The sequence below is a fragment of the Streptomyces aureus genome, assembly GCF_000725495.1.
Taxonomy (GTDB): Bacteria; Actinomycetota; Actinomycetes; order Streptomycetales; family Streptomycetaceae; genus Streptomyces; species Streptomyces aureus_B.
The window spans coordinates 145,641-160,286 of record NZ_KL647042.1 but is presented as its reverse complement, the minus strand read 5'-3'; the positions used below and the strand labels follow the sequence as shown (position 1 = coordinate 160,286).

Genomic DNA, 14,646 nt, shown 5'->3' with positions numbered 1-14,646 from the left:
TGGCCATACGTCACGACCTATCCGTCACGCACAAGTCACTCGTTCGTGCAACAGGGCCCCGGCTCACTTGTAGATGAGGTAGTGCGCGCGGACCTTGCGGAACGCCTCCAGTTCGTCGCCCCAGGCCGCGACGATCTCGTCCGTGCCGGCGCCCGCGTCGGTCATCGTGCGCACCAGCGTCGAGCCCGTCAGCTTGTCGATCCAGTTGTCGGAGCGCCAGGCGAAGCCGCTCCAGGCCTTCTTCGCGGTCACCAGGAGCGCGACCCCGGTGCGGACGGGGTCGTACGCGGCCCGGTCGTGCACATGGATCTGGACGCCCCCGATGGTCCTGCCCTGGAACTTGGAGAAGGTGGGTGCGAAGTAGGCCTCTCTGAAGTGCACGCCGGGCAGGCCCAGTTCAGCCGCCGCGGCGGCCCAGCGCCCGTCGACGCCCTCGGCGCCGAGCAGTTCGAAGGGACGGGTCGTGCCCCGCCCCTCGGACAGGTTCGTCCCCTCGAAGAGACAGGTCCCCGAGTACACCAGCGCGGTGTCCGGCGTCGGCATGTTCGGGCTCGGCGGCACCCAGGGCAGCCCCGAGGCGTCGTAGAAGTCCCCGCGCCGCCAGCCCGACATGAGCACCGTGTCCAGTTCCACGGGCGTCGTCAGGAACTCCCCGTTGAAGAGCCCGGCCAGCTCCGCCACCGTCATCCCGTGCGCCTGCGCGATCGGCTCGCGGCCCACGAACGTCGCGAACTCGCGGTGCAGGACGGGGCCCCGGGCCGACCGCCCGGTGACCGGGTTCGGCCGGTCGAGCACCACGAACCGCTTCCCGGCCAGCCGGGCCGCCTCCATGCAGTCGTACAGCGTCCAGATGTACGTGTAGAAGCGCGCCCCCACGTCCTGGATGTCGAAGACGACCGTGTCCACGCCGGACGCGGTGAAGACGTCGGCGAGTGCCTGGCCGCTCTTCAGATACGTGTCGTAGACGGGCAGTCCGGTCGCCGGGTCGTCGTAGCGGCCCTCGGACCCGCCCGCCTGCGCGGTGCCCCGGAAACCGTGCTCGGGGCCGAAGACGGCCCTCAGGTCCACCCGGGCGTCGGCGTGCATGACGTCCACGATGTGCCGCACGTCGCGGGTCACGCCCGTCGGGTTGGTGACGATCCCGACGCGTCCGCCGCCGAGCCGGGCGTATCCGTCGTCCGCCAGCCGCTCGAAGCCGGTGCGCAGCCGGGTGGCGCCCCTCGCGGCCGGCGCCGCCCCCGCGGGCAGCGGGGTCAGGGCGGCCGCGGCGGTGCCGGCCGTGAGCAGTGACCGTCGGGACATGCGCATGGTGGGACCTCCGTGATCGCGGAAGGCTGGCACAGGCACGCTAAGGGCTCCCGGGGGAAGTTCGTAGGCCGCGGGCCCTCCCGGCCTGTCGTGGCCACTCGTCCCGGCCGCCCCGCGACGGCCGGGAGCCCCTTCCCTTGTTACATACCGACTGGTTAGTCTGGTGCCGCAGCAGAGCCGTGTCACGTCGCGTCGAAGGAGACCCGTGGTGGAAGCCATGCAGGGTGCGGGAGTCGTCGTCACCGGAGCCGGGGGCGGGATCGGGGCCGCGCTGGCCCGCCGGTTCGCCGCCGAGGGAGCGCGGGTCGTGGTCAACGACCTCGACGCCGACAAGGTGAAGGCCGTCGCCGACGAGATCGGCGGGATCGCGGTCGCCGGCGACGCCTCCGCGATCGTGGCCGAGGCCCGCGACGCCCTCGGCGGCACCGTCGACGTCTACTGCGCCAACGCCGGCGTCGCCTCCGGTGGCTCCGAAGCGGCCGACGAGAGCGTGTGGGCCCTGGCCTGGGACGTCAACGTCATGGCCCACGTCCGCGCCGCCCACGCCCTCCTCCCGGACTGGCTGGAGCGCGGCCACGGCCGGTTCGTCTCGACCGTCTCGGCCGCCGGACTGCTCACGATGATCGGCGCCGCGCCCTACAGCGTCACCAAGCACGGCGCGTACGCCTTCGCCGAGTGGCTGTCCCTGACGTACCGCCACCGAGGGGTGAAGGTGCACGCCATCTGCCCGCAGGGTGTGCGCACCGACATGCTGGAGGCCACCGGCAGCGCCGGCGACCTGGTGCTCCAGCCCACCGCCATCGAACCCGAGGCCGTCGCCGACGCGCTCATGAAGGGGATCGAGGAGGACCGCTTCCTGGTCCTGCCGCACCCCGAGGTCGCCGCCTACTACCAGGCGCGGGCCGCCGACCCCGACCGCTGGATGACGAACATGAACCACCTCCAGCAGAAGTGGGAGACCGCCAAGTGACCCGCTACGCGGACCGGCCCTGGGTGGCACTGCTCAGCGAGGCCCAGCGCGCCCCGGTGAACCCCGCCGACACCCTCGTGCACGCCCTCGCCGACGTCACCGCCCGCACCCCCGACCGCCCCGCGCTCGCCTACTTCGACGGGCGGCTGAGCTACCGGGAGCTCGACGAACTCAGCGACTCCGTGGCCGGCCACCTCGCCGCCCGGGGCCTGGAACGGGGCGACCGGGTGGCGGTCATGCTCCAGAACTCCCCGCACTTCGTGATCGCCCTCCTCGGCGCCTGGAAGGCCGGCGCGACCGTCGTACCGGTCAACCCGATGTACAAGTCCGGCGAGGTCGGGCACGTCCTGCACGACGCCGAGGTCACCGCCCTCGTCTGCTCCGACCGCGCCTTCGACGCCTATCTGCGCGAGACCGCCGCCGACTCGCCCGTACGGATCGTGCTGACCGCCTGCGAACTCGACCTCCAGACCCGCGACGACCCGCGCGTCCTGGCATTCGAGCGGCTGCCCCTCGACGCGGGGGCCGACGACCTCCTCGCCGTCGCCCGGCACGGGCACGAGGCACCGGCCGGCCGCACCCTCGGACCGTCCGACATCGCGCTGATCAGCTACACCTCGGGCACCAGCGGCACCCCCAAGGGAGCCACCAACACCCACGGCAACATCATGTACAACGCCGAGCGGCAGCGGACCGGCCTCGCCCTGCCCGACGCCCCCGTGTACTTCGCGCTGGCGCCCCTGTTCCACATCACCGGCATGGTCTGCCAGCTCGCCGCCTGTCTGAACAGCGCGGGCACCCTGGTCCTCGCCTACCGCTTCGAGGCCGGAGTGGTCCTCGAGGCCTTCGCCGAGCACCGGCCCCTCTACACCGTCGGCCCCTCCACCGCCTTCATGGCCCTCGCCGCCCACCCGGACGTCACACCGGACCACTTCTCGTCCTTCGCCAACATCTCCTCCGGCGGCGCCCCGCTGCCGCCCGCCCTCGTCGAGCGCTTCCGGGCCGGCTTCGGCCCGTACATCCGCAACGGATACGGACTCACGGAGTGCACCGCGCCCTGCGCCTCCGTCCCCCCGGGGCTGGAGGCACCGGTGGACCCGGCCTCCGGGACGCTCGCCGTGGGCGTGCCCGGCCCCGACTCGGTCGTGCGCATCGTCGACGACAACGGCGCGGAGGTGCCGTTCGGAGAACAGGGCGAGATCCTCGTCAGCGGCCCGCAGGTCGTCCCCGGCTACTGGCGCCGCCCCGACGCGACCGCCGAGACCTTCCCGGACGGCGAGCTGCGCACCGGCGACATCGGCTTCATGGACGAGAACGGCTGGCTCTACGTCGTCGACCGCAAGAAGGACATGATCAACGCCTCCGGCTTCAAGGTGTGGCCGCGCGAGGTCGAGGACGTCCTGCACACCCACCCCGCGGTCCGCGAGGCGGCCGTCGTCGGCGTCCCGGACGGCTACCGCGGCGAGACCGTCATGGCGTACATCAGCCTGCGTCCGGGAGCCACCGAGGACCCGGACGCGCTGGCCGCGTACTGCAAGGAGAGACTGGCCGCCTACAAGTATCCGCGGCGGGTGGAGATCCTGCCCGACCTGCCGAAGACGGCGAGTGGGAAGATCCTCCGCCGGGAACTCCGTTCCCGTTCCAAGGACTGAGGGTAGTCTCCAGGACTCCCCGCGGACGACGTACAGCGAAGTGAACGCACGAAAGGCAGGTGGCGGCAGTGCCCAGGACGACGGACGGTGACGGCACGCCCGTCCCGCAGCGGCTACTGGCCGCCGCCACCCGGCTCTTCGCCGAGCAGGGCTACGACCGCACCTCGGTGCAGGAGATCGTCGAGGCGGCGGGTGTCACCAAGGGGGCGCTCTACCACTACTTCGGCTCGAAGGACGACCTCCTGCACGAGGTCTACGCGCGCGTGCTGCGGCTCCAGCAGGAGCGGCTGGACGCGTTCGCCGACGCGGACGCCCCGGTCGAGGAGCGGCTGCGCCGCGCGGCGGCCGACGTGGTCGTCACCACCATCGACAACCTCGACGACGCCTCGATCTTCTTCCGGTCGATGCACCATCTCGGCCCCGAGAAGCTCAAGCAGGTGCGGTCCGAGCGGCGCCGGTACCACGAACGGTTCCGCGCGCTGGTCGAGGAGGGCCAGAAGAAGGGCGTCTTCTCCACGGCCACGCCCGCGGACCTGGTCGTCGACTACCACTTCGGCTCGGTCCACCACCTGTCCACGTGGTACCGCCCCGACGGCCCCCTGGCCCCCCAACAGGTGGCCGACCACCTGGCAGACCTGCTGCTCCGCGCCCTGCGCCCCTGAAGACGTTTCTTCGCCTCACACGCCGGAGGGGCTGAGAATCAGCCCCTCCGGCGTGTGAGGAGCGGGGGGCCGGGGGCGGAGCCCCTGGTTACGGGTCGGGTAGGGGCGGAGGGGCGAAAGAATCCCCCCGCCCCTCCGGCGTCAGACGTACTTCTTGATCTCCCGGTGCGCCAGCGACCGCTGGTGGACCTCGTCGGGACCGTCCGCCAGCTTCAGCGTCCGCGCGGCGGCCCACAGCTCCGCCAGCGGGAAGTCCTGGCTCACGCCCCCCGCCCCGTGCAGCTGCACCGCCTTGTCGAGGATGTCCACGACCGTCCGCGGAGTGGCGATCTTGATGGCCTGGATCTCGGTGTGGGCGCCCTTGTTGCCCACCGTGTCCATCATCCAGGCCGTCTTCAGCACCAGCAGCCGCAGCTGCTCGACGGCGACCCGCGCGTCGGCGATCCAGTTCTGCACGACCCCCTGCTGCGCCAGCGGCTTGCCGAACGCGGTCCGCGACACCGCCCGCCGGCACATCAGCTCGATGGCCCGCTCGGCCATGCCGATCAGCCGCATGCAGTGGTGGATGCGGCCCGGACCGAGCCGCGCCTGGGCGATGGCGAAACCGCCGCCCTCCTCACCGACCAGGTTGCCCGCCGGCACCCGGACGTGGTCGAAGACGACCTCCGCGTGCCCGCCGTGGGAGTGGTCCTCGTAGCCGTACACCTGCATCGCACGCCGGACCTCGACACCGGGGGTGTCACGGGGGACCAGGACCATCGACTGCTGACGGCGGATGTCGGGGCCGTCCGGGTCGGTCTTGCCCATCACGATGAAGATCTTGCAGTCGGGGTTCATCGCCCCGGAGATGTACCACTTGCGGCCGATGATGACGTAGTCGTCGCCGTCGCGCTCGATCAGCGTGGTGATGTTGGTGGCGTCGGAGGAGGCGACCTCGGGCTCGGTCATCGCGAACGCCGAGCGGATCTCCCCGGCGAGCAGCGGCTCCAGCCACTGCTTGCGCTGGCCCTCGTCACCGAACTGGGCGAGCACCTCCATGTTCCCGGTGTCCGGGGCGGCGCAGTTCAGCGCGGTGGGCGCCAGGTGCGGGCTGCGGCCGGTGATCTCGGCGAGCGGCGCGTACTGGAGGTTGGTCAGCCCGGCGCCGTACTCGGAGTCCGGCAGGAACAGGTTCCACAGACCCTGCCTGCGGGCCTCGGCCTTCAGCTCGCCGACCACGGCGGGCGTGTCCCACGGCGAGGCCAGCAGGGCGCGCTGCTCCTCGGCGACGGCCTCCGCCGGATAGACGTACTCGTCCATGAAGGCGAGCAGCTTCCCGCGCAGCTCTTCGGTGCGCGCGTCGAATGCGAAGTCCATGGCGGATCAGCCTTCCTGGAGGGTGGTCAGGCCGTGCTCGATGAAGACGGGCACCAGCTCGCCGATGCGGTCGAAGCCCCCGCCGACGGTCTGGCCCTTGGTGTACCGGTAGTGGATGCCCTCCAGGATCACGGCCAGCTTGAACCAGGCGAAGGCCGTGTACCAGGAGACCGCGGAGACGTCGCGCCCCGAGCGCGCGGCGTACCGCTCGACGATCTCGCTCGCCGGCGGATGCCCCGCGGCCGAGGCGGTCGTGCTGATGGGGGAGTTCGGCAGCTCCAGGCGCGTGCTGTACATGACGAGCAGCCCGAGGTCGGTGAGCGGGTCGCCGAGCGTGGACATCTCCCAGTCCAGGATCGCCCTGATCCGGTCGTCGGGTCCGATCAGCACGTTGTCGAGCCGGTAGTCGCCGTGCACGACGGTGGGCGCGGGGGAAGCGGGCAGTTCCCGGCCCAGCGCCGCGTGCAGTTCGTCGATGCCGGCCAGCTCGCGGTTGCGGGAGGCGTCCAGCTGCTTGCCCCAGCGCCGCAGCTGCCGGTCGAGGAAACCCTCGGGGCGGCCGAAGTCGGCGAGGCCGACCTCCGCCGGGTCGACCGCGTGCAGTTCGACCAGGGTGTCCACCAGGCCGAGCACCGCGTCGCGGGTGCGCTCCGGGCCGAGCGGGGCGAGCTGGCCGGCGGTGCGGTAGGGGGTGCCCTCCACGAACTCCATGACGTAGAAGGGCGCGCCGAGCACCGACTCGTCCTCGCACAGGAGCACGGGGTCGGGGACCGGCACGGCCGTCGGGTGCAGCGCGCTGATCACCCGGTGCTCGCGCTTCATGTCGTGCGCGGTGGCCAGCACATGGCCGAGCGGGGGCCGCCGTACGACCCAACGGCCGATGCCGTCGGAGACCGCGTACGTGAGGTTCGACCGTCCGCCCTCGATCAGCCGGCCCGTGAGCGGGCCGTTCACGAGTCCGGGCCGCTCACGGTCGAGCAGGCCGCGCAGCCGGTCGAGATCGAGACCTGGCGGGTGGTCCGGGCTCATCATTGCTCCTCAGCACACGGGAACGGGACATGACCATGATGCCGACCAGTCGGTATGTCGTCCAGCGGCTGTGCCAAACGTGATCGGCGTCTCGCCCGGGGAGCCTGGCCCGGCGGGGGGCGTCACCCGGGCCCGGAGGGGGTTTCGGGGCACGGAGGGACGGGAGCGGCGGGAAACGGAGAGGCCCCTCGGACCCCGGCCGGTCCTAGAAGATCAGCGCGGCCGCGCACACGGCCAGCGCCACCGTGCACAGCGCCGCCACGGTCCCGTGCCGGGGAGCGAGCGCGGCCGGACCCGCCGGGCCCCCGCCCGCCAGGGCCCGGATACGGCGGTGGGCGAGCCCGAGGAACGCCAGCCACAGGACGCAGCAGCACGCGAACGCCACGATCCCGGCGGCCGAGTCCCGGTCGTGCAGGACCGCCTTCGCGGCGAGCACGGCGGCGACGGTGCAGGACAGGGTCGTACGGCGCCAGGCCAGCCGGGTGCGCTCCGGCTGGAGACCCGGATCGCGTCGCTCCGGCTCCTTCGGCGCGGGGGTGTTCATCCCGCCCAGCCGACCAGGACGACGACGACCATCGCGACCGCGACGACGGCCACGACGATGCTCAGCACCGCCGGGAAACGCGACACCGGGAGGTCCTCGCCGCGCCGCATGGCCCGCTCGCAGCGTATCCAGTGGTTGACGGCCCGCAGGGCGCAGAGCACGCCCGCGCCGAGCAGGGCCAGGGCCAGGCCCGCGCGCCAGGCCCAGCGCAGGTCCGGCAGGAACTGGTCCACGGCGAATCCGCCGCCGATGAGCGCGAGCGCGGTGCGCAGCCAGGCCAGGAACGTCCGCTCGTTGGCCAGGGAGAAGCGGTAGTCCGGGGTGCTGCCCTCGTGCCGGATCTGCTGCGGCGCGAACCACAGCCGGACGTTGCGCACGAGTTCGATCACGTCCAGGACCCTACCCGGGAGCCCCGCGCCCGGCCCCTCCGGCACCGCCCGAGGAGCCCGGCCGCGGGCGCCCCGGCGCGGTACCGCGAGGGCCGCGACCGGGGGCGTACGGGCAGGGCCGCGACACGGCTCACCCGGCTCACCCGCCGGTCCGTCAGTCCATCGCCCGGTAGTCCGTGAGCCGCTCGTACGCCGCGAGCCCGTCCGGCACCCAGGTCCACTCGTCCAGCCGGCGCTCCACCTCGTCGTCGGTGAGGAAGTCGTGCCAGGCGACCTCCTCGGCCTGCGGGTCCACCGGGAGCTCGCAGCGGACCTCGTAGACGTACGACCACCAGGTCGCGCCCGCCCCGTCGTCGTACAGGAACTTGAACAGCGGGGTCGGGCGGGGGAGCCCGGAGACCCCCAGTTCCTCCTCGGCCTCGCGGAGCGCGGCGTCGTCGTAGGACTCGCCCGCCCCGACCACCCCGCCCACGAACATGTCGTAGAACGAGGGGAACACCAGCTTGGTCGGGGTGCGCCGGTGGACGAAGAGCCGGCCATCGGCGTCCCGCGCCTCGATGAACACGCATCGGTGGCGCAGCCCGCGCGCATAGGCCTCCCCGCGCGGGGACTGCCCGATGATCTCGTCGTTCTCGTCCACGATGTCGAGGATCTCGTCAGCGGAACTCATGGGATCCATCCAAGCAGCTCCCGTTCGCTCGCAGGGGGCGCTCGCGGCCGTCCGGGTGGTGCCCGGGGCGCGGGAGCCGGCCGGCCTCGAAGGCGCGCTCAGTGTGGCTGGAGGTCCCGCGAGCGTTCCGGTTCCGCCGTTCCGGAGGGCATCGCCGGATGCATGCCCAGCAGGACGATCCCCACCACGATCCCGGCGATCCCCGCGGCCTGCCAGGCCAGCGCACCGGGGTCGGTGCGCAGCTGGTCCCCGAGGAAGCCCACCCCGCAGGCGATGCCGGCCAGCGGCTGGGCGGCGGTGAGCGCGGGAAGCGACATCCGCAGCGGGGCGGTCTCGAAGGCGCTCTGGACGAGGATCAGCCCGGTCACCCCGAGGACGAGCACCGCGTACGGCTGCCAGCCCGTGAGCAGCTCGCCCAGCCCGCCGGAGCCGAACCGCTGCCCGCTGATGCGGGTGAGCGCGTCCTGGAGCCCGTACAGGAGCCCCGCGGCGGTGGCGAGCAGCACGGGTCCGGCGCTCAGCCGGGACCGTTTCGCAAGGGTGGTGAGCAGGAGGGCGAGACCGATCACGATCCCGATGATCAGCCAGTGCCGCAGCGGGTCGCTGACCGCCTCGCCGCCCTGGGGCTGCCCGGCCACGATGAACGCCGTGACCCCGCCCGCGAGCAGGACGAGTCCGGCCCAGCCCTGCCGTCCGAGCGGCTGTTTCGTCTGATGCCGGGAGAGCGCGAGCGCGAACAGGAGGTTGGTCGCCAGGAGCGGTTCCACCAGCGAGAGCTCGCCGTTGCCGAGCGCGATCGCCCCGAGCACCATGCCGCACACCATGAGCCCGATGCCGCCCAGCCAGCGCGGTACCCGGATGAGGTCGAGCAGGATGCGGGGGGAGAGGAAGTCGCTCAGGGGCGCGTGCGAGGCGGCGTTCTGCTGGAGCACGAAGCCGAAGCCGAGGCAGCAGGCCGCGCTCACGGCGAGGACCAGAACCAGTACCGACACGCTGGGTACCTCGATGCGTCAGGAGTCGGGGCGGGCCAGTGGTGCGTAACCGCCGACTGTAGTGCCATGGTCCGCGTGCCTGCCGCCGGGAACAACCGGAACCGGGCGGTTGACTCGGTCACCTTTCGTGCCGAAGGATTCGGACCGATCAGTAACAAGTGCTGGTCGGCCACGTGGCCGGCCGGTTTTCCTGTCTCACCAACCAGCGACGCCGCCGATCGGTTCGTGACAAACGTCATCAGGTCGTCCCCGTGACACCGGCCCGATCCGACCCGTCGGAATGCCGAGAGGACGGGCCCATGGCCTACGACGCAGATGTGATCGTCATCGGAGCGGGGCTCGCGGGCCTCGCGGCGACCGCGGAGCTCGTCGACGCCGGCCGCAGGGTGATCCTCCTCGACCAGGAACCCGAGCAGTCCATCGGCGGCCAGGCGCACTGGTCATTCGGCGGTCTGTTCTTCGTGGACTCGCCCGAACAGCGCCGGATGCGGATCAAGGACACGCACGAGCTGGCCCTCCAGGACTGGATGGGCACCGCCGGCTTCGACCGTCCCGAGGACCACTGGCCGCGCCGGTGGGCCGAGGCCTACGTCGACTTCGCGGCCGGCGAGAAGCGGCCCTGGCTGCACGCCCAGGGCGTGCGCTTCTTCCCCGTGGTCGGCTGGGCCGAGCGCGGCGGCTACGACGCCAACGGGCACGGCAATTCGGTGCCGCGCTTCCACATCACCTGGGGGACCGGCCCCGGTCTCGTCGCCCCCTTCGAGCGGCGGGTGCGGGAGGGGGTCGCCCGGGGGCTGGTCGAGCTGCGGTTCCGGCACCGGGTCACCGGGCTGTCCCGCAGCGCCGGCTCCGTCGACACCGTCACCGGCGAGGTCCTGGAGCCGTCCGGCATCGAGCGCGGCCAGGCCAGCAGCCGGACCGTCACCGGCTCCTTCGAGCTCAAGGCCCAGGCCGTGATCGTGACCTCCGGCGGCATCGGCGGCAACCACGACCTCGTGCGCGCCAACTGGCCCGAGCGGCTCGGCGCCCCGCCCGAGCGGATGATCTCCGGTGTCCCCGCGCACGTCGACGGGGCCATGCTCGGGATCGCGGAGGGAGCCGGCGCCCGCCTCATCAACCGCGACCGCATGTGGCACTACACCGAGGGCATCCAGAACTGGAACCCCATCTGGGACAAGCACGGCATCCGCATCCTGCCGGGGCCGTCCTCCCTGTGGCTGGACGCGCGCGGCAACCGGCTGCCCGTCCCGCTCTTCCCGGGCTTCGACACCCTCGGCACCCTCGAACACATCATGAGCACCGGGTACGACTACACCTGGTTCGTGCTGGACCAGAAGATCATCGGCAAGGAGTTCGCGCTCTCCGGCTCGGAGCAGAACCCCGACCTGACCGGCAAGTCGGTGCGGGGCGTCCTCGGCCGGGCCCGCGCGGACGTCCCCGCCCCGGTCAAGGCGTTCATGGACAACGGCGTCGACTTCGTCGTCGAGAAGGACCTCGGCGCACTGGTGCGCGGGATGAACGCCCTCACCGAGAAGCCGCTCATCGACGAGGCGGCGCTGCGCCGCGAGATCGTCGCCCGGGACCGGGAGATCGCCAACCCCTTCACCAAGGACCTCCAGGTCATGGCCGTCCGCGGTGCCCGCAACTACCTCGGCGACAAGCTGATCCGCACGGCCGCCCCGCACCGCATCCTCGACCCAGCGGCGGGACCGCTGATCGCGGTGCGCCTGAACATCCTGACCCGCAAGACCCTCGGCGGTCTGGAGACGGACCTGTCCTCGCGGGTGCTGACCGAGGGCGGCGAACCGCTGGAAGGTGTGTACGCCGCCGGTGAGGCCGCCGGATTCGGCGGCGGCGGGGTCCACGGGTACCGCTCGCTGGAGGGCACCTTCCTCGGCGGCTGCCTCTTCTCGGGCCGCACGGCGGGCCGGGCGGCGGCGAAGGCGGTGAACTGACGGCGCAGGCCGGCACACGGCAGCCGTCCGGCGGGTGGGGCCGGGCGGCTGTTCCGGCCATCGGCTCGCGGCGGCGGCGCAACACTCCTCGGAGGAGCCGCCGTTCGCGGACCCGGGGCAAGTGCGCTGCTCAAGTCGCTTGTGAAGGGCGGCCGTTCGGGACATTCACGGCGGCCATCAGGTAACTCAGGGTCAGGTGAAGGCAGTTGACACGTGCAGGACTTGGCCGGAGCTTGACTTGAACCCGTGACTCCGGGTTTGCTGTGCGTGATCACCCCCCTTTGACGAACCGCGCCTGTGAGGTTGAGCAGCGGTGTCACCACCCCCACCCCTGGGCCGCGGCCGCAAGCGGACGTCCCAGGCCTTCGACGCCGCCCTCGACGACGCCGAACTCGCAGTCGCACGTACCTCGTTGAACCAGGGGCGGTGGACCGACGTCCGCGACCTGCTCGCGGCGACCGGCGACGACTGGGACCGCCGCGGCCATCGCGTCACCGTCCTCGCGCAGGAGTCCGCGACCGTCGCCTGGGCCCGCGACTGGCAGCTCGCCGAACCGGAGTCCGCCGACGCGGCCGTCCTGCTCGGCTGCGCCACCGTCCAGCGCGCCCTGCTCGGCAAGGAGCGTCCGGACACCGCCCGCCAGGCCTGCCACCGGGCGGCGGACCTGACCCCGGACGACCCGACGCCCTGGCTCGGCCTGCTCCTCCTAGAGCGCACGCTCGGGGCCGAGGACGACGTGGTCCGCCTCTTCGACGAGGTGCGCCACCGGCACGCCGTCCACCATCACGCGCACCACCTGATGGTCGCCCGGCTCGCCGAGCGCCGCGCCGACGCGGGCCAGGACCCGCTCCACGAGGTGTACGACTTCGCCAACTGGTCGGCCGAGCAGGCGCCGGCCGACTCGCCGCTCGCGATCCTCCCGGTCGTCGCGCACGCCGAGCGCTTCCGGGTGCTCGCCGGCGCCGGGATCGTGCCCGCCGACCCGGTCTCCTCCGGGCACTGGGACGGACGCCGGGCCCGCCAGGTGATGAAGGCCGCCTTCGACTGGTGGCTGGAGTGGGACCACGTCGACCATCCGCGCCGGATCGTCGACCTCAACCACCTGGCCCACGCCAAGATCTGCGAGGGACGGGACGGCGAGGCCGCCGCCCTGTTCCTGCGCATCGCGGAGCATCCGACCGCCGCTCCGTGGTCGTACCCCGACCGCGACGGCCACCAAGCCTTCCGTGCCGCGCGCGACCGCGTGCTCGGCACGGTGTGAACGCCCCCGAAGACCGACCATCCGAAAGGACGACCCCGCGATGACGACGGGCAGTTCGAGCACATCGAGTACGTCGAGCACGGGAAGACCGGACGCCGACGGCGCCGGCATCAGCACGTTCAAGGGCCAGGACCGGGCCCTGCGCGCCGGCCGGCTGGGGACGGCGGGCCTGCTCCTGTCGGTCCTCGCGGCGACCGCCCCGCTCATGGTGGTCGCGGGTGTCATGCCCACCACATTCGCGGTGATGGGCATCGTCGGGCAGCCGCTGCTCTTCGTCATCCTCGGTATCGTCCTCGTGCTCTTCAGCGTCGGGTACGCCGAGATGAGCCGGCACGTCCACAACGCGGGCGCCTTCTACGCCTACATCTCCCGCGGACTCGGCGGCACCCCCGGCGCGGGCGCCGCTGCGGTCGCCCTGGTCGCCTACAGCGCGCTCCAGGTCGGCATCTACGGCCTCTTCGGCTTCGAGGTCTCGGGGCTCTGCGCCACCTACCTCCACACCGAGGTCGTCTGGTGGATACCGGCGCTGGCCGCCGTGCTCGTCGTGGGCGCGCTGGCCTGGCTCAAGATCGACGTCAACGCCTGGGTGCTCGGCGTGCTGCTGGTCATCGAGGTGACCCTCGTCGTCGTCTTCGACGTCGCCGCCGTCGGTGACCCGGCCAAGGCCGGCCTGTCGCTGCACGCCTTCAACCCGGACACGCTCACCGGCGCGGGCGTCGGCACCGCGCTGTGCTTCTGCATCGCCGCCTTCACCGGCTTCGAGCAGGCCCCGGTGTACGCCGAGGAGACCAGCCGCCCGCACATCCTCGTGCCCCGCGTGATGTTCCTGGCCATCGGCTTCGTCGCCGTCTTCTTCGCCATCAGCTCCTGGGCGCTCACCGTCGCCACCGGACCCTCGGCGATCGTCGGCACGTCCCAGAAGCAGAGCGCCGGACTCCTGTTCTTCCTCACCGAGTCCCGCCTCGGCTCCACCTTCACCGACGTCCTGCACGTGCTGTTCGTGACCGGCATGTTCGCGGCGCTGCTCAGCTTCCACAACGTCGTCGCCCGCTACGCCTTCGCCATGGGCCGCGAGGGTCTGCTGCCCAGCGCCTTCGGACGCACCTCGGAGTCCAGCGGCGCCCCCGGCACCGGCTCGCTGCTGCACACCGTCGTCTCCCTCGTCGTCGTCGGCGGCTTCGCCCTCTCCGACGACAAGCCCACCGGCGACCCGACCGCGCCCGTGCTCCAGCTGTTCACCTGGGGCGGCAACGTCGGCGCGCTCGGCGTCACCCTCCTGATGGCGGCGGCCTCGCTCTCGGTCATCGTGTTCTTCGTCCGCCGCGGCGCGGCCCGCGCCCAGTCCTGGCGCCTGGTCACCTCCGGCCTCGCGGGCCTCGCCCTCCTCGTCATCGCCGTCTACACGGTCAAGGACTTCGACGTCCTCGTCGGCTCGGGTCCCGACTCGGCGCTGAACGTCCTGCTGCCCGCCGTCATCGGGGTGGCCCTGGTCGCCGGACTGGTCCAGGGGGTGGTGCTGCGCTCCCGCAAGCCCGAGGCGCACGCCAGGATCGGCCTCGGCAACGAGGCCTTCCAGTTGGACAAGGCGGCCGAGTCCGCCTCCTGACGTGGCCCCGCCGTCCTCTCCGCGGCACACGGACCCGCGCCGTGGGTAAGAAGAGATGACGGAACGCTGACGAGCACCCGCGACCGCTGGCCTTTTGGGGGTCGCGGGTGCTCGAATCGAGGGGTGAACACTGACAGGCCGGGGGAACCGGAACAGGGACGACCGGGGCCGGGGGAACCGGAACGGCCGGAATCCCGCGAACCGGAACCGCCGGAGCTCCTCGAACCGGAACGGCCGGAACCCCGAGAGCCG

At 72.2% G+C, this 14,646-nt stretch carries 13 protein-coding genes; 6 read left to right on the top strand and 7 right to left on the bottom strand.

What is annotated here, in order from left to right:
- Positions 1-63 precede the first annotated feature (63 nt).
- Complete coding sequence (locus IO36_RS41840) at positions 64-1,308, bottom strand: exo-beta-N-acetylmuramidase NamZ family protein (RefSeq protein ID WP_037628519.1); 1,245 nt, start codon at positions 1,306-1,308, stop codon at positions 64-66.
- A 205-nt stretch (positions 1,309-1,513) separates the two neighbouring features.
- Between IO36_RS41840 and IO36_RS41835 the strand changes: the two genes are divergently transcribed.
- From IO36_RS41835 to IO36_RS41825, 3 genes are all read left to right on the top strand, one after another.
- Positions 1,514-2,278 (top strand): SDR family oxidoreductase, encoded by a 765-nt coding sequence (locus IO36_RS41835; protein ID WP_037628518.1) that lies wholly within the window; start codon positions 1,514-1,516, stop codon positions 2,276-2,278.
- Entirely contained in the window at positions 2,275-3,930 is a 1,656-nt protein-coding gene (locus IO36_RS41830; protein WP_037628517.1) for a class I adenylate-forming enzyme family protein, read from the top strand. The genes IO36_RS41835 and IO36_RS41830 overlap by 4 nt, the downstream gene beginning before the upstream one ends.
- A 68-nt stretch (positions 3,931-3,998) precedes the next feature.
- The gene (locus tag IO36_RS41825; protein WP_037628516.1) at positions 3,999-4,592 is read left to right on the top strand and encodes a TetR/AcrR family transcriptional regulator; all 594 of its coding nucleotides are present in this window, start codon (positions 3,999-4,001) and stop codon (positions 4,590-4,592) included.
- Positions 4,593-4,733: 141 nt separating this feature from the next.
- On the opposite strand, the gene IO36_RS41820 is transcribed toward IO36_RS41825, so the two are convergent.
- The 6 genes from IO36_RS41820 to IO36_RS41795 all read right to left on the bottom strand — a co-directional run bounded on the left by IO36_RS41820 (position 4,734) and on the right by IO36_RS41795 (position 9,572).
- Complete coding sequence (locus IO36_RS41820; protein ID WP_037628514.1) at positions 4,734-5,948, bottom strand: acyl-CoA dehydrogenase family protein; 1,215 nt, start codon at positions 5,946-5,948, stop codon at positions 4,734-4,736.
- Positions 5,949-5,954: 6 nt separating this feature from the next.
- The gene (locus tag IO36_RS41815; protein WP_037628664.1) at positions 5,955-6,977 is read right to left on the bottom strand and encodes a phosphotransferase family protein; all 1,023 of its coding nucleotides are present in this window, start codon (positions 6,975-6,977) and stop codon (positions 5,955-5,957) included.
- A gap of 205 nt (positions 6,978-7,182) precedes the next feature.
- On the bottom strand, positions 7,183-7,521 hold the full coding sequence (locus tag IO36_RS41810) for a DUF202 domain-containing protein (protein WP_037628512.1): 339 nt from the start codon (positions 7,519-7,521) through the stop codon (positions 7,183-7,185).
- Entirely contained in the window at positions 7,518-7,910 is a 393-nt protein-coding gene (locus IO36_RS41805) for a YidH family protein (RefSeq protein WP_037628510.1), read from the bottom strand. Before IO36_RS41805 ends, IO36_RS41810 begins: the two co-directional genes overlap by 4 nt.
- 154 nt (positions 7,911-8,064) lie before the next feature.
- Positions 8,065-8,580, bottom strand: coding sequence for an NUDIX hydrolase (locus IO36_RS41800; protein ID WP_037628508.1), 516 nt, complete (start codon positions 8,578-8,580; stop codon positions 8,065-8,067).
- Between the two features lie 98 nt (positions 8,581-8,678).
- Positions 8,679-9,572, bottom strand: coding sequence for a DMT family transporter (locus IO36_RS41795; protein ID WP_037628506.1), 894 nt, complete (start codon positions 9,570-9,572; stop codon positions 8,679-8,681).
- Between the two features lie 299 nt (positions 9,573-9,871).
- On the opposite strand from IO36_RS41795, the gene IO36_RS41790 reads away from it, so the two are divergent.
- The 3 genes from IO36_RS41790 to IO36_RS41780 all read left to right on the top strand — a co-directional run bounded on the left by IO36_RS41790 (position 9,872) and on the right by IO36_RS41780 (position 14,394).
- Positions 9,872-11,527 (top strand): FAD-binding dehydrogenase, encoded by a 1,656-nt coding sequence (locus tag IO36_RS41790; RefSeq protein WP_037628505.1) that lies wholly within the window; start codon positions 9,872-9,874, stop codon positions 11,525-11,527.
- A 313-nt stretch (positions 11,528-11,840) separates the two neighbouring features.
- Positions 11,841-12,788, top strand: a complete 948-nt coding sequence (locus tag IO36_RS41785) for a hypothetical protein (protein ID WP_037628503.1) — start codon at positions 11,841-11,843, stop codon at positions 12,786-12,788.
- 40 nt (positions 12,789-12,828) lie between these two features.
- Positions 12,829-14,394, top strand: a complete 1,566-nt coding sequence (locus tag IO36_RS41780; RefSeq protein ID WP_037628501.1) for an APC family permease — start codon at positions 12,829-12,831, stop codon at positions 14,392-14,394.
- Positions 14,395-14,646 lie beyond the last annotated feature (252 nt).